General features: G+C 70.3%; 16 protein-coding genes and 2 pseudogenes. 8 read left to right on the forward strand and 10 right to left on the reverse strand.

The annotated features are described in order from the left end of the window. Positions 1-30: 30 nt before the first annotated feature. Positions 31-660 (reverse strand): phosphotransferase, encoded by a 630-nt coding sequence (locus OG214_RS38105; protein ID WP_331745958.1) that lies wholly within the window; start codon positions 658-660, stop codon positions 31-33. Between the two features lie 228 nt (positions 661-888). On the opposite strand from OG214_RS38105, the gene OG214_RS38110 reads away from it, so the two are divergent. Beyond that, on the forward strand, positions 889-1,080 hold the full coding sequence (locus tag OG214_RS38110; protein WP_331745962.1) for a toxin-antitoxin system HicB family antitoxin: 192 nt from the start codon (positions 889-891) through the stop codon (positions 1,078-1,080). Next, complete coding sequence (locus OG214_RS38115) at positions 1,077-1,376, forward strand: hypothetical protein (protein ID WP_331745965.1); 300 nt, start codon at positions 1,077-1,079, stop codon at positions 1,374-1,376. The genes OG214_RS38110 and OG214_RS38115 overlap by 4 nt, the downstream gene beginning before the upstream one ends. Here OG214_RS38115 and OG214_RS38120 read toward each other — a convergent pair. From OG214_RS38120 to OG214_RS38130, 3 genes and pseudogenes are all read right to left on the reverse strand, one after another. Further along, entirely contained in the window at positions 1,339-2,271 is a 933-nt protein-coding gene (locus tag OG214_RS38120; protein WP_405987737.1) for an IS701 family transposase, read from the reverse strand. The genes OG214_RS38115 and OG214_RS38120 overlap by 38 nt on opposite strands. A gap of 29 nt (positions 2,272-2,300) precedes the next feature. Further along, positions 2,301-2,584: pseudogene (locus OG214_RS38125) on the reverse strand (hypothetical protein); the annotation flags it as partial. A 461-nt stretch (positions 2,585-3,045) separates the two neighbouring features. Continuing rightward, entirely contained in the window at positions 3,046-3,855 is an 810-nt protein-coding gene (locus OG214_RS38130; protein WP_331746076.1) for a metalloregulator ArsR/SmtB family transcription factor, read from the reverse strand. Between the two features lie 87 nt (positions 3,856-3,942). Here OG214_RS38130 and OG214_RS38135 point away from each other — a divergent pair. Continuing rightward, positions 3,943-4,187 (forward strand): annotated as a pseudogene (locus OG214_RS38135) (Tn3 family transposase); the annotation flags it as partial. 98 nt (positions 4,188-4,285) lie between these two features. Here the strand turns inward: OG214_RS38135 and OG214_RS38140 are convergent. Next, positions 4,286-5,224, reverse strand: coding sequence for an NADP-dependent oxidoreductase (locus OG214_RS38140; RefSeq protein ID WP_331745968.1), 939 nt, complete (start codon positions 5,222-5,224; stop codon positions 4,286-4,288). Between the two features lie 103 nt (positions 5,225-5,327). Here OG214_RS38140 and OG214_RS38145 point away from each other — a divergent pair, with 103 nt between their 5' ends. After that, entirely contained in the window at positions 5,328-5,894 is a 567-nt protein-coding gene (locus OG214_RS38145) for a helix-turn-helix domain-containing protein (protein ID WP_331745972.1), read from the forward strand. A gap of 148 nt (positions 5,895-6,042) precedes the next feature. Then, a complete protein-coding gene (locus tag OG214_RS38150; RefSeq protein ID WP_331745974.1) occupies positions 6,043-6,234 on the forward strand; it encodes a hypothetical protein in 192 nt (63 codons plus the stop codon). Between the two features lie 377 nt (positions 6,235-6,611). Here OG214_RS38150 and OG214_RS38155 read toward each other — a convergent pair whose 3' ends face one another. Continuing rightward, complete coding sequence (locus OG214_RS38155) at positions 6,612-7,316, reverse strand: hypothetical protein (RefSeq protein ID WP_331745976.1); 705 nt, start codon at positions 7,314-7,316, stop codon at positions 6,612-6,614. A gap of 392 nt (positions 7,317-7,708) precedes the next feature. Here OG214_RS38155 and OG214_RS38160 point away from each other — a divergent pair, with 392 nt between their 5' ends. Both OG214_RS38160 and OG214_RS38165 read left to right on the forward strand, forming a co-directional pair. Further along, on the forward strand, positions 7,709-7,936 hold the full coding sequence (locus OG214_RS38160) for a hypothetical protein (RefSeq protein WP_405987738.1): 228 nt from the start codon (positions 7,709-7,711) through the stop codon (positions 7,934-7,936). A 243-nt stretch (positions 7,937-8,179) separates the two neighbouring features. Continuing rightward, positions 8,180-8,482, forward strand: a complete 303-nt coding sequence (locus OG214_RS38165) for a hypothetical protein (RefSeq protein WP_331745980.1) — start codon at positions 8,180-8,182, stop codon at positions 8,480-8,482. Positions 8,483-8,958: 476 nt separating this feature from the next. Here the strand turns inward: OG214_RS38165 and OG214_RS38170 are convergent, their stop codons facing one another. The 4 genes from OG214_RS38170 to OG214_RS38185 form a co-directional block, all read right to left on the reverse strand. Further along, a complete protein-coding gene (locus OG214_RS38170; RefSeq protein ID WP_331745982.1) occupies positions 8,959-9,177 on the reverse strand; it encodes a cold shock domain-containing protein in 219 nt (72 codons plus the stop codon). A gap of 297 nt (positions 9,178-9,474) precedes the next feature. Beyond that, positions 9,475-15,786: a type I polyketide synthase gene (locus OG214_RS38175; RefSeq protein WP_331745984.1), complete on the reverse strand. Its 6,312-nt coding sequence runs from the start codon at positions 15,784-15,786 to the stop codon at positions 9,475-9,477. A gap of 221 nt (positions 15,787-16,007) precedes the next feature. Next, positions 16,008-17,339: a beta-ketoacyl synthase N-terminal-like domain-containing protein gene (locus OG214_RS38180; protein ID WP_405987739.1), complete on the reverse strand. Its 1,332-nt coding sequence runs from the start codon at positions 17,337-17,339 to the stop codon at positions 16,008-16,010. A 131-nt stretch (positions 17,340-17,470) separates the two neighbouring features. After that, positions 17,471-17,680 carry a DUF5988 family protein gene (locus tag OG214_RS38185; protein ID WP_331745989.1) on the reverse strand — a complete coding sequence of 70 codons (210 nt, stop codon included), beginning with the start codon at positions 17,678-17,680 and terminating at the stop codon, positions 17,471-17,473. Between the two features lie 1,143 nt (positions 17,681-18,823). Between OG214_RS38185 and OG214_RS38190 the strand changes: the two genes are divergently transcribed. Next, complete coding sequence (locus OG214_RS38190; protein WP_331745992.1) at positions 18,824-19,405, forward strand: IPT/TIG domain-containing protein; 582 nt, start codon at positions 18,824-18,826, stop codon at positions 19,403-19,405. Positions 19,406-19,454 lie beyond the last annotated feature (49 nt).

Raw genomic sequence — 19,454 nt, forward strand, 5'->3', positions numbered from 1 at the left:
CGCCGTCAGCGGACGCGCCTGGACACGAATTCAGTTGTTCATGCGAAGGGTGAGGAGCGCGGTCCCCGCGGTGGCGACGCGGTGCTGGTAGGCGCGGAGGCCGGGAGCTCCGGAGGGTGCGGGCTTGCGGGCGTTTCGGTGCCAGTGTCCGGTGAGGGCGGCGAGGAACGCGGTGGTGGCCCGGGGGTCCGTCGCGGTGGCGGGGTGTTCGTCCAGCAGGCGGGCGATTTTCTGCGGGGTGTGTCCGGCGAGGATGAGCTGGGGGGCGAGGGAGGCGGCGTCAATGCAGGCGGGTCCGGTGGTGGCGTGGGCCCAGTCCACGAAGGTCACGCCACGGTGGTGGTCGCGGACCATGTTGTCGGCGCGCAGGTCGCCGTGGACGATCCGGTCCCCGTGGGCAAGTCCGGGCCAGGTGGCTTCGAGTTCGGCGAGTTCGTGCAGCCGGTCCCGTATGCCGGGGTCCAGGTCCCCGGGCGGAGCGGTAAGGAGTTCGGCCCATCCGTGGAGACGGGCCGCGCCGGACGGTGTGCCGGCGACCGCCGTGGTGTACGGGGGCGGGGCGGGGCTGGAGGCGAGCTTGTCCAGGAGGGCCCAGATCTGCCCGGGGTCGGCCGAGTCGGGGGACAGGTCGGGGTGCGGGCCGTCGAGGTGGGCGATCACGACGGCGGTCCACGCTGTGCCGTCCTCTTCTCACACCAAACGGGTCGGGTTGGTCCGGCTCGATTGGAGCGAAGGAGAAGTTCACCGCAGCTCGGATGGGCGGCACCGGCTCGCCGCCGGGCTGTGGTGCGGGGGCCGGCCCCCAGTCGAGGACGCCCGGTGCCCTGCCCTCGGGGCTGCGGGACACGGACTGTAGTGCCACTGCTTTCTGGTTGCTAATCTGGTGTCATGACGCAGATGACTCTTCGGATTCCCGACGCGGCTGACGCGTCGATCAGGGCCGGCGCCGAAGCCGCCGGCCTTTCCCTCAACGCCTACATCGTCCGCGCGGCATCACGACAGGCCACCCTCGACTCCGCACGGCAGCTCGCCGCGCTGGGCCTCGGCGACGACCTCGACTGCGCCGGCGACACTCTGTGAACCGTGGGGAAATCTGGACCCTCGGCGACGGGCGCAACATCCTGGTCGTGTCCCTTGACGGCATGGAAGAGGCATACGGCGCGGTCCTGACCATCGTGCTGCACCGCCCCGGGGTCTATCCGGACACGGCGATGTCCGTCGTGATCACCGACCCCCTGCCGTGCACAGCCGTGGCCGTCAACCTTCAGCAGATGAGGACTGCCCGCTTCGACGGCGCGAAACTCCAGGGCGCTGTGGCCGCGGACGTCATGGACCGCGTCAGCCAGGCGCTCCGCGCGGTTCTCGACCTGTACTGACGGGCCAGAGCTGCGGCGACGAGGCCGCGCGCCAGTATTTGACCGGCTCGGTCTCGTCTTCGGGCCATTGGGCGATCAGCCAGGTCAGAGGGATCGTGCCGTCGTCGGCGGGGTGGGGGCGCCGCCCGGCGAGACGGACCCGCAGGAGCACGAAATGCGAGCTCAGCGCGGCTTTGGAGCCCTTGCGCCAGACCAGCGCCCGTCCCTGCTGCCGTCCGGCTGCCATCACGTGTTCGCGCAAGGCGACGGGACGGGTACGGTAGCGCGGGAGCGGCCTGGGGCCGAGGCCGCCGTAGGCGGGCTGAACAGGTTCGGCCATTTCCCTGTGGGCGGTCATCCCGGCTTTCACCTGGAGTACATAGCCGAGCCCGCGGTCTTCCAGACCGTGGCGGAAGTCCGCGTTCGCGCCGTAACCCGCGTCCGCGACCAGAGCGGCGGGCCGCAGACCGATGCCGGCGAGTTCGTCGAGCATCTCCAGAGCGAGCTGCCACTTGGGACGGTGCTGCCGGCCGGCGGGGATCCGGCACGCCTCCCGACGTGCCGCCGCGTCCGGGCCGTCCCAGGACCGGGGCAGGAACAACCGCCACGGCAGCGGGCACGAGGCAGTGTCGGAAGCAGCGTGAACGCTGACACCGATCTGGCAGTTACCGACCTTGCCCAGCGTGCCGGAGTACTGCCGGGCCACCCCGGGCGAGGAAACGCCGTCCTTGGGGAAACCCGTGTCGTCCACCGCCCACACCTGCGGACGGACCGCCCGCACGGCCCGCCACGCCAACCGGGCCCGCACCTCCTCGACCCGCCAGGTCGAGGAGGTCATGAACTGCTGGAGCTGCTGGTGGTCGATCCCCAGACGCCCGGCCATCGGCTGCATCGACTTCCGCCGGCCGTCCAGCAACAGGCCCCGCAGATACAGACCGCCCCTGACCCGCTGACGCCGGCGGGGGCGAAGTGCGTCGGGTAGCCGCAGAAGGTCTTTGGCAGGCGTTCGGAAAGCAGTGCCGTGATCCTCGCGCCGTGGCGTGTGAGTGCGAGCGTAGGAAGATCTGCAGGCGGGGTCCCCATTCGTGATCGGCGGAGCGGGCGGTATCGAATCCGAGGACTTCCGAACCGTTGCCGAGACGGGCTGCGGAGTGTGTAACCCCGGGGGCAGCTTCGTCCTGCAAAGGCTGTACGGCTTCGCTCGGAGAGAGGCAAGCGTGGATCGGCAGTTCTGGTCTGGTTGTCGATGCGGTAGGTGGTGACATGTATCACTTCGCCTGCAGTGATGGTCCGGGTGCTGCAGAGTTCACTGCTGTTGAATTCGATCTGCACCTGCCTACGTAGTCATGTTCACTGTGTAGCCAGGACCCCGGAATTCATGGCGCCGAAATACCGCGAGCAGGACTGGCACCATCACTGCAAGGACGGTCCCGGCAGCCGGGGACGAGCGGCGGGGCGGGGCAGGTGATGGGGTCCGGCCCGCTGTCCATTGTCAGGCGACGCGCGCTACGAGGGCGGTGGCGTTGTCCGCGTGCGGGTCGGGTAGCGCACGGACTCGTCGGACGGCGTCTTCCACAAGGCGTCGGGCGGCCGCGCACGGCTCGCCGGCCAGATTCCCGGGGCTCCCTGTGGCCGCCCTCTGCCGTGAGCGCCGTGTCGGCGGCGGCCCGCTCGCCCGGCGAACCTCGGCCTACTGCTCGGAGATGAGCTTTCCGCCTTCCAAGAGGGTCTTGAGGGCGGACAGGATCATGGTCCAGCCGATGTGCGTGCCTTCCAGCATCTTGCTCTCCGGGCTGTCGAAACCGTCATGCGTGATGGTCAGCTTGATCCCCATCATGGGCACCTCGGCCGGTTGGATGTCGAAGGTGACCTGGGAGTGCTCCTCGCATGCCTTCTCGAACTCCTCGTCCGAGTCGAACAGCCCCCGGTGCATGGGCTGAAGGGTGTGCCAGGTGTAGGAGAGCCGCTTGCCGGGCTCCGCTTCCAGCACCCGCTGGCCGAGGTCCTCGAACTCGCCGTTCGGGTCGGACTTCCAGAGGATGGGGGCGCCCACCTCCCAGGTCGACTCCGGACCGGTGCCTCCCATATAGATCTTGATGAACTCGGGGTCGGTGAGCGCCTGGTACAGCTTCTCGGCGGTGGTCTGGATATAGGTCACATAGACGAACTCGGGCTTGCTCATCCTGCTCATGGACGGTCCTTCCAGGGCCTGTTTCAAATGGGACAGCGCAGTCATCCGGCCGCGCTCGTACTGCCCGATCCAGCGGTCGGCGATCTCCTGGATGGGCACGGGGTTGAGGTAGTGCAACTTCTCCCGGCCCCGCCGTACGGCGGTGACCAGCCGCGCGGACTCCAGCACGGCCAGATGCTTGCTCACCGCCTGTCTGCTCATGGCCAGGCCCTCGCTCAGCTCCCGCAGGGTCTGCCCGTTGCGTCCGTTGAGCCGGTCCAGCAGCAGTCTGCGGCTGGGATCGGCGAGCGCCTTGAATGCCGCGTCCATCGTCATCTCCGCACCAGAATAGGCAACCATGAGGTTGCCTGTCGAGTGGCGGGCAACCGGGCCGAGCGGCGCAGTGAAACGACGGCGCCCGGTCTCGTTTTGAATGGCGTGGTGCTCTGGACCACTCGGTACATCGACGCCGCCGTCGCCCAGCTCCGTGCCGAGGGCCACGAGATCCGCGACAGGACGTGGCCCGGCTCTCCCCGCTCAAGCACAAGGATCTGAACGTCCTGAGCCGCTACGGCTTCACCGCCTCCGCCTCCGCCCCGGCCGGCGGCGGGCTGCGGCCGTTGCGCGATCCGGACGCCGCCGGGCTCGACGAGGACGACGAGGAGTGGGCGGCGTCAGCCGACCCGGCGGCCGGGGCCGTGTCGGCCGGAGGAGACAGGAGGGTGCTACCAGTGGAGCGCTCAGTGGTGTCGGTCGTGGTCTAACCGGTACAGGTCATGTCGAGGACAACCTTTCCCCGCCGGGGCGGTCGTGCGGCTGCCTCGTGTGCCTGTGCTGCCTGATGGGCCGGGTAGGTATCCCGGACTGGAACACGGAAGCGGCCCCGGTCGGCGAGTGCCGCGGCCGACGCGAGCCCGTGGACGCCGTCGGGCTGGCCGCCGAAGCGGCCCATGGACAGCCGAACTCCGTACGTGGATGCCCCGAAGTCGGCAAGAGTGACGACGCTGTCCGCGGTGCCGACCAATTCGATCAGTTCACTCAGCGACCCGGCCCCCGCGACGTCGAGTGCCCGGTCGACCGGCGCGGCGGTCAGCGCGCGGATCCGGCCGGGCAGACCGCGCCCGTAGTCCACGGGTTCGGCCCTCAGCTCCCTGAGGAACTGGTGGCTGTCGGGGCGTGCGGTGCCGATCACGCGGGCGCCGCGTGCCACCGCGAGCTGCACGACAATACTGCCGACGCCGCCGGCCGCACCGTCGACCAGCAGTGTCGTGCCGTCCTGGATATCGAGCAGGTCGAGGGCGCGGGTCGCGGTCTCGACGCCGGTGCCCGCCGCACCGGCTTCGGCCCACGTCATGCCGTGCGGTTTGCGCGTCCAGAAGTCCAGGACCGCGTACTGCGCGCTCGCCCCGCCCAGCCGCGCCACGTCGACCGCGCCGAAGACCTCGTCGCCGACGGCGTACTCCGTTACCCCGGCGCCGATCTCGTCGATCACTCCGGCAGCATCGACGCCGGGAATGTGCGGCAGGGCGAGGTTCTTGCTCGCGGGGGACGAGCCTTCGCGCAGTGCGAGATCGACGGGTGAGACCGCCGTGGCTCTGACGGCGACGCGGACCTGGTGAGGGCCGGGACGAGGCTCGGGCGCGGCACCCAGGGTCAGGACCTCGGGCGGACCGAACCGCTCGAACTGCACAGCAAACATGATCACCTCTCCCACCCGGAGTCTCCGGGCGCTTGAATGAGATGAACATCGTTCCGAAGCATCTGTTCCACTCCAGGGGAAGATGAGAGGGGCAGGAAGAAAAGTGACTCGGAAAGCCAGGGCCGACGCGGCCGACAACCATGAACACATCATCGCGACCGTCCGCGAGGCCTTCGCCACGGAGGGCGTGGACCTTCCCATGCGCGAGATCGCGCGGCGTGCCGGTCTGGGCATCGCGACGCTGTACCGGCACTTCCCCACCCGCACGGACTTGATCAGCGCGGCCCTTGCCGGGCACGTGGCGGCCTGCCGGGCCGGCATGCGGGCCGCGCTGGCGGAGCCGGACGCCTGGACCGCGCTCAGCGGAACCATCCGCCGGTTCGCGGAACACCAGATCCGGGCCCCCGGCCTCAACGAGGCTCTGCTGGGCTCACACACGGCAGGCGACGCGTTCCGCGACGACCGGCGGGCCCACGCCGCAGCACTGGAACAACTCGTCGCCCGCGCACACCAGCAGCGGGTCCTGCGGCGGGGGACCTCCGTCACAGACGTCCGCGTCGGCCTGATGGCGATCTCCTCGCTGCGCCCCACGCAGGCCGATCGACGGCCCGATGCGATCCGCACCTTGCTGGGTCTGCTTCTGACGGGACTGCACTCGCCCGATCACTGAACTGCCGAGGGCTCAGGCCGCACCCCTGCCCCTCCCGTAAGAGGCCATCGGTTGAGGGCATACGTCGGCTTCGGTAGGAACACCGGAACGAAGACCGGCGCTACCGGCAGCCTCGGGCCATGGGCGTCACGCACGATCATTCTCGTAAATGGTCATCTGCGACGTGCCCACCTGCCCGGACCTGCTCACCCAACTGCGCCGGGAGGGCGAGCGAATCACCCGCGCCATCGAAGATCTGCAGGCGTCGCGCGCGATCCTCGGCACCGTCATCACCGCCGCGCCCTCAGAGGGCGCCGGGACACTGAGGCCGCCTCAGCCGGGCGTTGCCGAGGCAAGCTGACAGGAACCCCCGGATCGAGCCGCTTGCCATCGCGAGGCGGAAGGTGTCGTAGGGGTTGATGTTCAGCCGGAACATGACCAGGACTTCGCCGGCGCCACCGCCAAGACCGTCCTCGGCGGCTCGCGCCTGACACCACACCACCGGTCAAGCGGCCTGACCGAGGCCGACGGCGGTCAGGCAGTGCGTGGCGGGGTGAACTCCACAACCCCGAGCCACCGCCCGCGATCATCGGTCCACACCCGCGACCGTCCGCGCCGGGCCAGGCCGAGCGGCTTCGGAGACTTCCGCGCCGCGGAGGTGATGATCCGGAGGGCCGGACCGCGATCTGCCATGACCGGCATTTCGATGAGTCCGGCCAGTCGAGGATTCCCTGCCGGTCACCGACGGTCCGGACATCGGGAAAGGGCGGCGGGTGTTGTCGCTTTCTGGCCGCTGTGTGGTGTGCCGGGGTCGAGGTGTGCGCCGACGAGGGCCGTGACGATGCTCTGTGTCCAGGACAGCCTCGCTCGTTCGCGGCTTGCCGGGTCGTCACAGGCGGGGTGCCCGAAGGCGCCGTCCGGGGTCTGCTGGGCGAGGACGAACGTGATGGCGTCCTTGGTGACGCGGTGGCCGGCCCATCCTGCCCGGACGAGTTCGCGGACGGTGCCGGCGACGTGCCCCAGTCGGTACTCCCGCCAGGCATCGGGGAGAAGTACAGCGGTGGCCTCGGGTGCCTTCTGCTCCGCGGACGCGCCGGTGGTCAGGGCGATGGCGCGCTGCGGCGGGATCAGTCCGAGCTCGGCGAGGCGGTGAACATTGTGCGCCGCCCGCGGAGGCACGGATTCGAGGCGGCCGACGACCGTCGCGGTGAACGCGAGAAACCTGTCCAGTGAGGGACAGGTGATCCCCAGCGCACGCAGACCAGCCGCGAACTCCCCCGCGACCTCCATCCCGACTGCCTGCCATACATCAGGGTCCGCGTCCGCGAGCAGTTCCGCGAAGTGCAGGAGCGCCGGGCGGGCGATACCAGGTTCGCCCACGGCCGCGGCACCGTAGGCGGCGGCAGCCGCGGCGGGCAGTCCCCGACCGGGTTCCTGGCGCATGCCCGTGTCGCTGAGCCACACCACCGCGTGGCGAATGGGGGCATGTCGCTGTCATGGCGTACTCCTGCTGTTGGGGAGGGGAACCGCGGCGGGCATCGCTTCCCGTCGGAAAGGAGTCACCGTTTCCAACCGGGAGATGCCGGCCCCGTCGTCTGTTCCCGCGTAAATAGGCCGAGTACATCGCGGCAGCACAGTCACGCCGTCGCCGGCCGCCAGGGCGACCAGGCTGGACAGCAGGCAGGCTGCCGCTCCCGGACAGGAAGGGCGGCCCACCGGATTGGACCCCCTCAGTAACCCATCGGGGTGGAGCGCCAGCAATAACTTTGACGCCACATCACCCGAATGGACGGCGCGTCGCCGGCGCCGCGCCGGATGAGGACAGGCCGGAGGCTGTGCCCGCCGCAGACGGCCGGATCGCCCTGGTCGCGGCGCTGTTGGACGGTGACGCCGCCCTCGTGGCGCGGGCCGACGACACGGCGGCGGCCCGGCACAGCCTGCTGCCGGGCCGGCAGCTGAGGCTGCCGGAGCTGCTGCGCGAGCATCCGGAGTTCGCGGGCGAGCTGGGCGACCTCATCGAGCGGATGCGGCGTTCGTGCCCGAGGAGGGGCAGCGGTGGGTGATGCATGTCGTCGCCCACGATCACGCGCAGGTGTTCGCCTCTCAGGGCGGCGATGTGATCGTCCGTCAGGAGCCGGGCGGGCGCACTTGGACTCCCAGCACGTCACCGCCACCGGCGGTTTCGCGTACGGGGTTGTCGGCGCCGACATCCACGTCTTCGGGGACGGCACCCTCTCTACGTCCTGGAACGGTGGCGGCCGCCGCCCCGGCTCGACGACGACTGGCTGCGCGAGCAGCCGAGCCGGATGCTCAACGCCCGGTTCGCTGAGGACCGGATACGGCTCTCACCGGCCGTCTACCCGCTGCTCGCTCCCGATGTGTCGGCGTCCGTGTTCTCAGCGGTGGTGAATCTGCTCGTCGAGCTGCGGGTCAACCCCGTACCGCCGCCGGCGCAGCCGGTCCCGGGGCGGCCGGGCTGGTACTCGGCTCCGCTCTCCCGCGATGTCGGGCTCGCCGAATACCACGTCGGCGGCACCGAACCGGGCCAGGACGGGCCGAACATCTACGTCGCCCGGATCGTGATCTCGGACGACCGGCCCGACTTCTGATGAGCCGTTCCACCGGTTCCAGGGCCGCGGAGCCGAGGTAGGCACAGCTCTCCCAGGACCCGTTTTCCGGCAGCTCGCCCTCCGTCTCCTCCAGGAGACGGTCGTACTCCTCGGCGTGCGCGGAGATGAGGCGCCGGACCGCGATGTCCTCCGGCTCGAAACAGCCCCGGCTGCGGGCCAGGGTCTCGGTGACCGCGTGGCTTTCGCCAGCTCGACGAGGACCGGACAAGCGTTGGCCATAAGACCGGGAAGCCCGGGAACGCAGCGTTGCGGGAGCGCGGGCACGCGCAGACCGGTCCCGTACCGTACGGCGGTCTGACCACCGTACGCGGATCGTTCGGACGCACGTGCAGGGCACGGGGCCGGTGGCACTTGCCCCGGACGTGGTGACGCTGTCGTCACCGACCACGACGTGGGCGGCCGGGCGGGAGTCGCGGGGACGTCGCGGCGGGCATCGGGACGCGGGATCACCCGCCTCACGGAGCTGCCGCGGCGCCGTCGACGTGGCGGATGTTGTTGGCCCATGATCCGCTGGCGTCCATCCAGATGTCGAACTGCACTCTCTGACCCGCGCGCAGTTCGCGGTTGCCGTGGACGGCGCAGCGCTGTGCGCGGACCTCCGGGCCCGCGTCGTCGGGCGTGATGATGCCGATGACTTTCTCAGGGTCGTACCACTTCACGACACCAGTAGGCATACACGTGTTCCCCCCGGTCCGAAGCATTCTGTTCCGGCCGACGCTCCGTCTGTTTCGGTCGGCAAAGGTGCCACCGTCCTTCCCGGGCGGCGCGGGGCCGGGCAGGGAGGACCTTACCGATGAACCGGCACGGACAGGACGATGTTCCGGCCGGTCCAGGACCGTGGTGGGGGACCAGGGCCGGGGGCGGTCCGGCCGCCTGCGGGCGGGCCGGGCCGTCCGTGGTGGCACCGGCGGCACATGTGCGCTGCCTCGGCGGCCCGCTCACGTGCCGAGCGGGCCGCCCGGCACTCGCCGTCAGGTACTTGACGCGGGCTGGCCCGCGTCCTGGAGGTCCAGGCCCATGCGGTCGGCGAGGCCCGCCGCGAGTGCCGACAGCGTCGGGTGCTGCCAGACGAAGTTGCCGGCGAGCCTGACCTCCAGGTCGGATTCGAGGCGGACCCGCAGCTCTGTGGCCAGCAGTGAGTCGAACCCCAGTGCTTTAAGGGGAGTTTGTGGGTCGAGGGTGGTGCTGCCCAGTCGGAGAATCGCGCGGATATGATCGGCCAGGTAGGTCTCGAGGGCGGTTCGCCGGGCAATGCCCGGGGCGAGGTCCCTGAGCGTGGCCTGGATGTCCCGGGACGTGTCGGCCGTGGGTTCCTTGACCGGGGCGAGAAGGCCGAAGAGGGAGGAGTGCCGACCGGTGGCGGGAATCCAGGTGTCCGGCGCCCCGGGGATCACCCCGGTCCGGACGCGTCCGTGTGCCAGGAGCGCGTGGAGTGCGAGCAGTCCCTTGCCCGTGGGGATCGTCTGGTAGCCCCGGCTGCTGAAATCGGTCGCGACACCGGTCTCGCCCCACGGCCCCCAGTTGACGGCGAGCGTGGGCAGTCCTCTGCGGGTCCGCCACACGGCGAAGCCGTCGAGCCAGGAGTTGGCGGCGGCGTACACGCCCTGTCCGGGGTTGCCGAGCAACGAGGCCATTGAGGAGTAGACGACGAACCAGTCCAGTGTGTGTTCTGCCGTGGCGTTGTGCAGGTGCCACGCGCCGGTGACCTTGGGAGCCCATACCCGGTTCAGCTGCTGGTCGTTGACATGGGTGATGGCGGCGTCGTCGAGGACCATGGCGCAGTGCACGACGCCCCGCAGTGGTGTCTCGTTCTCGGTGGCGGCGGCCACCAGACGTCTGGCGGTTTGCGGTTTGGCGATGTCGTCCAGGACGACAGTGACCTTCGTACCGTCGGCGGACAGCTCCCTGATCGCACGCGCGGCCGCGAGCGAGGGGGGTGTACGGCCGTTGAGAACGATGTGGCGCGCCCCCTGCTCGGCCAGCCAGCGCGCGGTCGCCAGACCGAGTCCGCGCAGTCCGCCCGTGACGATGTAGGCACCGTCCGTGTGGACGACGGGCGGCCCGTCGGGAAGGACGGCGGTTGCTTCCCCCTTGTTCGGGAGGGTCAGGACCACTTTGCCGATGTGGCCCGCGCGGGCCATCAGCCGGAAGGCATCGGTGGCCTTGGAGAGTGGATATGTGGTGCAGAGCAACGGTTTCAAGCGGCCTTCGGCGAACTCTGTGAGGACCTCACGCAGCACGGTCGCGAACACGTCGGGTCGGGTTCGCTGGAGTTCGATGAGGTCGACGGTGCTGAAGGTGATGTTGTGCCGGAAGGGGGCCAGCCCGACAGGAGCATCGGACAGGATGTCGCGCACCCCGAGTTCCACGAAGCGGCCGAAGGGCCGCAGGGTCTCCAGTCCCGCGCGGATCGCCGCGCCCGAGAGCGAGTTGAGGACGACATCGACACCCTCGCCCTGCGTGGCGGTACGGGTCTGCTCGGCGAAGTCGAGTGACCGGGAGTCCATGACCTGTCTGATCCCGCTGCCTCGCAGATGGCGCCGCTTCTCCTCGCTGCCGGCGGTCGCCAGCACCTCGGCGCCGAGCAGCCGGGCGACGGCGACCGCCGCCGTACCGGTTCCGCCGCTGGCCGAGTGGATCAGGACCCGTTCCCCGGGGCCGAGCCGGGCGACGTGGCGAAGCGCGTACCAGGCGGTGAGAAAGGCCGTCGGGAGTCCCGCTGCGGCGACGGGATCGAGCCGGCCCGGAATCGGCGCGACGGCGGTCGCGGGCACGGTGATGAATGAGGCGAAGGCGCCGCCCTCCAGATGGACGGCGAGCACCGGGTCGCCGGCACGCAGGTGTTCCACACCGGGGCCGACCTCGGTCACCACTCCCGCGCACTCGAAGCCGATCCGGTAGCGGACGTCCTGCTCGCCGGGCAGGAGGCCCATAGCTGTGAGCACGTCACGGAAGTTGAGGCCTGCGGCCTGGACGCGCAGTTCCACCTCGCCCCGGCCCGGTGCCCGGCGCTCCGTCGCAGCGAGTTCCAGGCTGCCGAGGTCCCCGAGGCGCCCCGCCCGGAGGCGGAATCCGTCCACCCCGTAACGGAGGGTGCGGGTGACGGCCGCGACCTGTTCGGAGGCGGCCAGCGGGGCGTGGCCGAGCCGGGCGACATGACGGGTGGTACCGCGCAGGGCGATCTCGTCCTCGTCCCCGTCGGCCAGCAGTTCCTCGGCGAGGCTCCGCAGGGCGCTGTCGCCGCCGTCCGTGTCCACCAGCGTGGCGCGCATGGACGGGTGCTCGAACGCCAGGACACGTAGCACGCCGCGCAGGGCGCTCTGTCCGAGGTCCACACTCTCGCCGGGAGCCACCGCACGGGCGTTCCGGGTGACGGCGTACAGGCGCGGGGGCTCGGTGCCGCGGGCGAGCGCCTGGGCGATTCCGAGCATGCGCCGGGCACGCTCCTGGGCGCCTGCGGCGGGATCGTCCTCGGCTGCAGGCGATGTGCCGCACAGCATCACCACGGCGCGCAGGGGGGCCGGGCTGGTCGCCAGGTGTTCGCCGAGGGAGTCGCTGAGCTGCCTCAGCCGCTCGGTTCGCGGGGTGTCCCACACCTCGGTCCGGGCCCCCGCCGCGTGCAGGATGCCGGCGAGTGTCTCGGCGTCTCCGTCCTCCTCCCCGATGACGAGCCAGTTCCCGGGCGCGATCCGCTCGGCGTCCCGCGGGCGCGGGGCCCGGTGCCAGTCGACTTCGAGGAACCACTGGTCGACCTTGCCGTTCGTGCGCGGGCTTCGGCGTGCGAACCGCACGTCGTCGAGGGCCATCACGGGCCTGCCCGTTTCGTCCAGCAGACGGACATGACCCACGGCGCTGTCGGCCGTGGTCCCGGTGATCCGCGCGTGGCCGTATGCAGCGGTCGCGGGGTCTCCCTGGATCCGTACCGTCCCCATCCGGACGGGGAGGATCAGTCCCTGGCCGGCCTCTTCGGCCGGCCCCGCGACCAGGAGTTGCAGGCAGAGGTCGACGAGGACGGGGTGGACCCGCAGGGAGTGCTCCGCGGTCCGTGCGGATTGCGGGATCACCACGCGGGCCCAGAAGCTGTTCCGGCCGCCGGAGGTGTGCAGTTCCGTGATTCCGGCGAACGCCGGCCCGTGTTCCAGTCCCCGGGCGCGGAGATTCCCGTAGAGGGCGACGGGGTCGACGGTGAGGGGGTGTCTGCGGGCCAGGGTGATGACGGACGCCGCGCGGGTGCGGGCGGGCACGGAGAGGCGGCGCAGCACGGCGGAGGCGTGTGCCTGCCACTGACCGTCGCCGCCGCGTCCGAAGATCTCGCAGGTGGCGTGGTCCGGGGCAATCATGGTCACGGTTGTGCTCAGGTCGGTGTGTTCGGCCAGTCGCAGCATCTCCTGGAAGGAAACCTGGGTGACCTCCACATCGGTGGGGGCGGCTTTGAACACTTCGCAGGCAGTGGTCAGCGCGACGGCGTAGTAGGCGGCACCGGGCAGCACCGGTGTGCCGTGCACCCGGTGATCGGCGAGCCAGGGCAGCCCGGCGGTCCCGGCGTCCGCCCGCCAGCAGTGACGTACCGGTTCGCCCGGCACTTCGATGTGACGACCCGGCAGTGCGGTGGCCGCGGCGCCCTGCCCTTCGGTGCTGGCCGGACGGGCGGCGTCCACCCAGTGACGCTTGCGGTCGAAGGTGATGGTGGGGACGTCGGCGAGGCTGTCGTGCGCGTACAGCGACGACCAGTCGACGTTGACCCCCGCGCAGTGCAGGGCGGCGAGCTGGGTGCGGAACGTGGTGGGCTCGTCCTCTCCGCGGCGTAGCGTGGGCAGTACAACCGGTTCGTCCACCAGACCGGCCAGGCTCTGGGTGACGGCGTGTGTGACCACGGGGTGCGGAGAGATCTCGACGTACACGAGGTTCCGGTCGGCCGCCGACGCGGCCACCGCCGGGAAGAAGCGGACCGGATTGCGTAGATTGGCGCACCAGTAGGCGGCGTCGAAGGACGGCGGCTCACCCGTGTCCTGCACGGTGGAGTAGAAGGGGACTTTCGGATGCTGCGGGGTCAGGCCGGACAGCGCCGCGCGGAGTTCGGCCAGCAGCGGGTCCACCTGCGGACTGTGGGAAGCGACGTCCACCGCGATGGGGAGGGCGGGGATGCCGCGGGCCTCCCAGGCGGCGACGAGCTGTGCCACCTCCGTGGTGTCGCCGGCCACGACGGTGGAGTGCGGCGCGGCCAGGACCGCCACCGAGACGGACCCGGCGCCTCGCGTGGCGAGTTCGGCCTCCACTTCGGCCCGGTCGAGACCTACGGACGCCATGGCGCCCGCTCCGGCGATCCGGGTGAGCAACGCGGAGCGGCGGCAGATGACCCGGACACCGTCCTCCAGGGACAGCGCCCCGGTCACCACGGCGGCCGCGACCTCTCCCATGGAGTGGCCGATGACACCGGCCGGTTCGACTCCGTGGGCACGCCAGGCGGCGGCCAGCGCGATCTGCAGGGCGAATAGCACGGGCTGTACGGTGGCACACCCGGTCACCGGTTCACCGGCGCGTACGACGTCCAGTACGGAGAACCCGGACTCGGCGTGGATGAGGGAGTCGGCCTCGGTCAGGGCCGCCGTGAAGGCCGGCTCGTGATCCAGCAGCCCGCGTCCCATGCCCGGCCACTGCGAGCCCTGTCCGGAGAACACCCACACCGGCTGCCGGGACACGGTGACACTCGTCGCTCCCGGCACCACGGCCGGATGCGCCCGGCCCGCCGCGAACGACCTCAGCGCGATGATCGTGTCGCTCCGCGAACGGGCCACCACCGCAAGGCGTCCCCTCCCCGCGCTGCGCCGCAGAGCCAGGGTGTGGGCGACATCGCGCAGCGGTACGTCCGCGCCGTCGTCCTCCAGCCAGTCGGCCAGGCGCCGTGCCGCGTCCGGCAGCACGGCCGGGGATCCGGCGGGGACCAGGACCACCTCGGGTGCGGCGGGCGGGCTCTGCCGCGGATGCGGCGGCGCGGCGCGGTGGCTTGCCGCCGGTGGCTGTTCCAGGAGTACATGGGCGTTGGTGCCGGCGAACCCGAAGGAGGAGACCGCGGCCAGCCTGGTCTGCGCCCGTACGGGCCACCGGGTCAGCTCGGTGGGGACGAAGAGACGGGTGTTGTCGGCGGTGATGGCTGGATTCCAGCGGGTGAAGTGCAGGTTGGGGGGGATGAGCCCGTTCTGGAGGCACAGGACGGTCTTGATCAGTCCGGTGATCCCGGCGGCGGGCTCCAGGTGGCCGAGGTTGGTCTTGACCGAGCTCAGCGCGCACCGGCCGTGGCCCTTTCCGTAGACCCGCGCCAGGCTGGCGAACTCGATCGGGTCACCGAGCGGGGTCCCCGTTCCGTGAGCCTCGATCATCCCCACGTCCCGCGGGTCGATCTCGGCCCGGACGAGCGCCTGCCGGAACAGGGCCAGTTGGGCGGCGGGGGAGGGGGCGGCCAGGCCGTCGGAGTGGCCGTCCTGGTTCACCGCGGAGCCGCGCACGACCGCGAGGACGCGATCACCGTCCCGTACCGCGTCGGCCATGCGTTTGAGGACGACGACGCCGCAGCCCTCGCCGCGGACAAAGCCGTCGGCTGCGGCGTCGAAGGTGTGGCACCGCCCGGTCGGTGACAGCATCCCCATCCTGGCGAAGGACAGCGTTGTCCGGGGCCGGAGCATGAGTGTGACACCGCCGGCCAGGGCGAGATCGCATTCCTTCTGGAGCAGTGCCTGGCAGGCCAGGTGGAACGCGACGAGCGAGGACGAGCAGGCCGTGTCGAGTGCCACGCTGGGACCGTGCAGTCCCAGCAGATAGGAGATACGGCCCGCGGCGACGCAGTGCCCGTTCGTCAGGATGGAGCCCTCCAGTTCCTGGGGCTGCCCGGCGAGCTGATCCATGTAGTCGTTGTAACTGAGGCCCGTGAAGACTCCCGTCTGCGAGCCGGCCAGCCGGTCCGGAGGCAGCCCGGAGTGTTCCAGCGCCTCCCAGGCCACTTCCAGCAGCAACCGGTGCTGAGGGTCGAGCACATCGGCCTCGCGGCCGGAGACACCGAAGAAGTCGGCGTCGAACCGTGACACGTCGCTCAGGTAACCGCCCAGCTCAGGATGGGCGCGCCGGTCGGGATCCGAGGCGTGCTCCCCTGGGGCGGACCGGTCCTCGCGTCCCGGCGGGGGTGCTCCCACCGCGTCCCGCCCCTCCGTCAGCAGCCGCCACAGGGCCGCGGGGGAGTCGGCGTCGCCGGGAAGACGACAGCCCATGCCGATCACGGCCACTGATGCCATCGCTGTTCCGGAGGAATGCCTGTGTCGGCCCACGGGAGTTCTCCCTGTCGACGGAATACGGAAAGGAGCGCACATGAATGCGGAAGGAGGACGAACCACGCGGTACGGGAAGACGGCTCCGCCGGGTGGCCCGCTCAGCGGCGGTACGGGGGGCGTTGCGCCACCGCCTCCTGCGGCGGACGGAGGCCGCCGGGAGGGGCGGGTGTCAGCGAGGAGCGGCCTCAGACATCCGGGCTCCCCAGGAGGATCGCGCTTTTCACCCCGCCGACCTGGTAGTTGAAACTCAGCGCGTAGTCGAAGTCGAGGGAGCGGGTACGTACGCCGGGAACGGGGTCGAAGGTGAGATTGTCCGCCGGCTGTTCGCAGTTCGCGGTGGGACACACCTCGCCGTGCCGCATCATGAGCAGGGTGAGGGCCACGCCCAGGCAGCCGGCGGGAGCGCCGTTGTGGCCGAAGCAGCCTTCCTGGGACGACATCAGCAGATCGTGGGCGGCGGATCCGTACAGTTCCCTGACCGCGTTCGCCTCGAAGGCGGTGACCACCACATTGCCGTCACTGCCGCCGTGGATGTAGGGCACCTGACCGATGTCCCAGCGGTCGCCGAGACATCGGCGGACGGCGGCCACCAGCTCGCTGCCGCTGTCGTCGCACGCCAGGGGGTTGGCCAGGCCGTCCCGGGTCGTGGCCTGGGCGAGCACCTGTCCGTACAGGCGGGCGTCGCGCCGGGAGGCGTGTTCCCGGCTCTCCATGACGACGGTCACCGATCCCTCCCCGTGGTTGATGCAGTCGGCACGCCGGTCGTAGGGGCGCATGAGGGAGTCGAAGGACGGCAGGAGGGCGGGCATGTCGTCTGACCGGATCGCGTCGTAGGTGTTCTGCGCGCCCCGCAGAAGGCGCTGGATGTTGCGGATCAGTTTGATGCTGAAGACGTCGACGCCGGTCACGACAGCGACGTCGACCTCCCCGTCGGCGATCATGCGCCGGGCGTTGCCGATCTGCACGGCGGAAGACGCGCAGCCGCACGACACCGTGAAGTTGGGCCCCCTCGACCGGGTCAGCGCTCCCTGGACGAGGGCGACGTCGGACGGACTGACGGCCTGCTCCGCCGCAACGAACAACTCCATCGCGTCCGCCGCGGGGATGCTCTCGGGATCGGCGCGCAGTACGGCGAGATAGCTGTCGATGTTCGCGTCCACACCGCCGCGCCCGACCAGGATGGCCGCGTCCGCCAGGTCCCCCGACCGGGGACTCAGCTCGGCGTCCGCGCATGCCTCCGCCAGGGAGACCAGGCCGAACCGGTGCGCCGCGGTGTAGTGCCGGGAGAAGAACGGGGGGACATCGGGGAGGCGTTCGTCGAACATCGCGTCGGAGAGGTCCACGGAGCCGTAGTAGACGTCGTCCTTCATGAGACAGGAGGCGCCCCGGGCGGCGACGTTCCAGAGGTCGTCCGCGGTGAAGACGGGACCCCGGTCACCAGGCAGGCAGAACCCGATGCCCGTGACCACGACGTCCCGGGCCCGTCGGCCGCCCGAGCGGGCGGCGGGCCCGCTCACGATACGCCTGCGTGCGTCAGAAGAGTCATCATTTTGATCCCCTCCGGATCAGTCGGTCCGCGCCCGCGCGGAGCCGCCCTGTACTGCTGGGGGAGATGATCCGCGCTGCGCCCGACAGCGTGCGTGCGGGCCTATTCGGCAATGTAGGTACGGTAGGACCAGCGGTAGACGGGCAGAGATTCTCCGCCCGACTTCGTATAGCAGTGTGCGAACTCGAAATGCTCGTAGCGGTTACCGAGAAGAATTCTCACTCTCGGCTCACTTTCCAGCGACTTCACGTCCCAGCTTTCCGGAGTCCCCTCCGGCCCTTCGGTGAGCATCACACGAATCCGTTGAGACACGGCACTCTCCAGTCAGGAGACGGAATAACAGAGTTCGTCGCGTATTCGTGACGGCATGATGCGGGGAGGATCATTCCGCGGCAGGAACAGAATCAGCGGGATCATCCGTCGCCCTGTCCTGGTGCCCGGGACCGGCGGCCAGGACGGGGCCGGCCCCAGGGCGGCAGCGTACGTATCGCACCGCCGACCGCCTTCACCGCATGGATCACGATCGCGGCGCAGTGCCCGGCCCGTGTGTAGCCGATGACCGGAATCATGGCCAGTTCCGATGCGAAAAGACAGACCTTGATGAAAGGCTGAGCAGGACAGGACGCTCGCATGATTCCCCTTGACGAGGTGGATGCGAGCCACCGCTTCCTGACCGGGGCCGTCCGTTGCGACAGAACGTTCCCAGGCTGCCCCAGGTCTGACGGGGCAGCTCTGCGACAGAACGTCGGTGCCGTGCCCCCGGAGAGGAGGGCAGCCCACCGGTATGGATGCATAAATTTATCCGCGACGGATTAGTCCCGCAATGGAATCAAGAATGGTTCACCCGTATGGCGCAATCCAATTAGGGAATTGAGAAATTCCCGGTGCGGGCGGTCGGGACCCGCGCCCGGTGAGTCCTGGCGCACTGCGGCGACGAGCCTGGCAGGACATCCTCGGACTGCGCCAATCGGGTGACTAACCGTCAAAGGGGTTGATGTCACGTCCCCCATTGCGGTTACTGGAGTCGTTGAACCGGTGGGCCGCCCATCCCTCTCCGGGGAGCTCAGCAGCGTGCCCGCCCGATCCGCCCTCCCCACAGGCAGGGCTTCGGCGGGCAGTACTGCACCGCGGTGGGTTTCCCCGGAGCAAGCCACCGTCGTTGAGCGCATTCGAAGCGATCGGTGCAGCGGCGCTCCCTCTCGAAGCGCCCGGTGATGCGCACGCCGCGGCCGAGGCCGCCGGCCACCGGTTTCCGTCAAGTTCGCCTCCCGTCCGGGCGGGCGCGTCGCCGCAAGCCGACCTCCGCTCCCAGGCAGTGCCGTCTCTCCGGCATGCCAGATCTCGTGCGGCAGGGGCACGGCCCGCGGCCCCGGGCGTTCGTTCGGCGAGCCCGGCCCATCCACGTACGGACCGCAACGGTCCGGCGTTCACCGTCACTGTTCAGGAGGACCCATCATGTCCGCACCCCAACTCGCGTCCGACCAGCACCGGGCGCTCCCCCAACTGCCCTTCCCCTTCGGCCCGCTGCTCCTGGCGGTGCTGCCCAACTCCGGACCGGTCGCGGGCGGCAACACGGTTCAGCTCTTCGGGCTGGGCCTCGGCGGTGCCACGAGCGTCCTGTTCGGTACCACGCCGGCCACCATCGTCTCCCAGGACGTGCTGGGGCTCACCGTCACGGTCGTGGTCCCGGCGCACGCCGCGGGCGTCGTACCGGTCACCGTCACCACCAGCAGCGGCACGAGCAACGCGGTGTCCTACAGCTACGTGGGCGTGGCCCCGCCCGTTCCGCCCACGGCCACCAGCATCGTCCCGGTCTCGGGACCGGCCGCCGGCGGCACCCCGTTCGTCATCACCGGCACCAATCTGACCGGTGCCACCGTCACCTTCAACGGAGTCCCGGCCACGGTGCTGGGCAGCGATCCCGCAGGACTCGTGGTGTTCGGCCTCGCGCCCGCCGGAGCCGCGGGCAATGTCCCGGTCGTGGTCACCACCGCGAGCGGCGCGGCGACCGTCCCGGGTGGTTACACGTACGTCTGACGCTCTCTCCGTCACCGCCCCTCTCCGGCACGTCGCCACATCGGCCGTC

Source organism: Streptomyces sp. NBC_00872 (genome assembly GCF_045161915.1).
GTDB lineage: Bacteria > Actinomycetota > Actinomycetes > Streptomycetales > Streptomycetaceae > Streptomyces.

Excerpts from the sequence above, each read along its gene's own strand:
- OG214_RS38110 (WP_331745962.1), top strand. The coding sequence starts at position 889 with ATGACGCAGATGACTCTTCGGATTCCCGACGCGGCTGACGCGTCGATC.
- OG214_RS38130 (WP_331746076.1), bottom strand. The coding sequence starts at position 3,855 with ATGGACGCGGCATTCAAGGCGCTCGCCGATCCCAGCCGCAGACTGCTG.
- OG214_RS38140 (WP_331745968.1), bottom strand. The coding sequence starts at position 5,224 with ATGTTTGCTGTGCAGTTCGAGCGGTTCGGTCCGCCCGAGGTCCTGACC.
- OG214_RS38150 (WP_331745974.1), top strand. The coding sequence starts at position 6,043 with ATGGTCATCTGCGACGTGCCCACCTGCCCGGACCTGCTCACCCAACTG.
- OG214_RS38155 (WP_331745976.1), bottom strand. The coding sequence starts at position 7,316 with ATGCGCCAGGAACCCGGTCGGGGACTGCCCGCCGCGGCTGCCGCCGCC.
- OG214_RS38165 (WP_331745980.1), top strand. The coding sequence starts at position 8,180 with ATGCTCAACGCCCGGTTCGCTGAGGACCGGATACGGCTCTCACCGGCC.
- OG214_RS38170 (WP_331745982.1), bottom strand. The coding sequence starts at position 9,177 with ATGCCTACTGGTGTCGTGAAGTGGTACGACCCTGAGAAAGTCATCGGC.
- OG214_RS38175 (WP_331745984.1), bottom strand. The coding sequence starts at position 15,786 with ATGGCATCAGTGGCCGTGATCGGCATGGGCTGTCGTCTTCCCGGCGAC.
- OG214_RS38190 (WP_331745992.1), top strand. The coding sequence starts at position 18,824 with ATGTCCGCACCCCAACTCGCGTCCGACCAGCACCGGGCGCTCCCCCAA.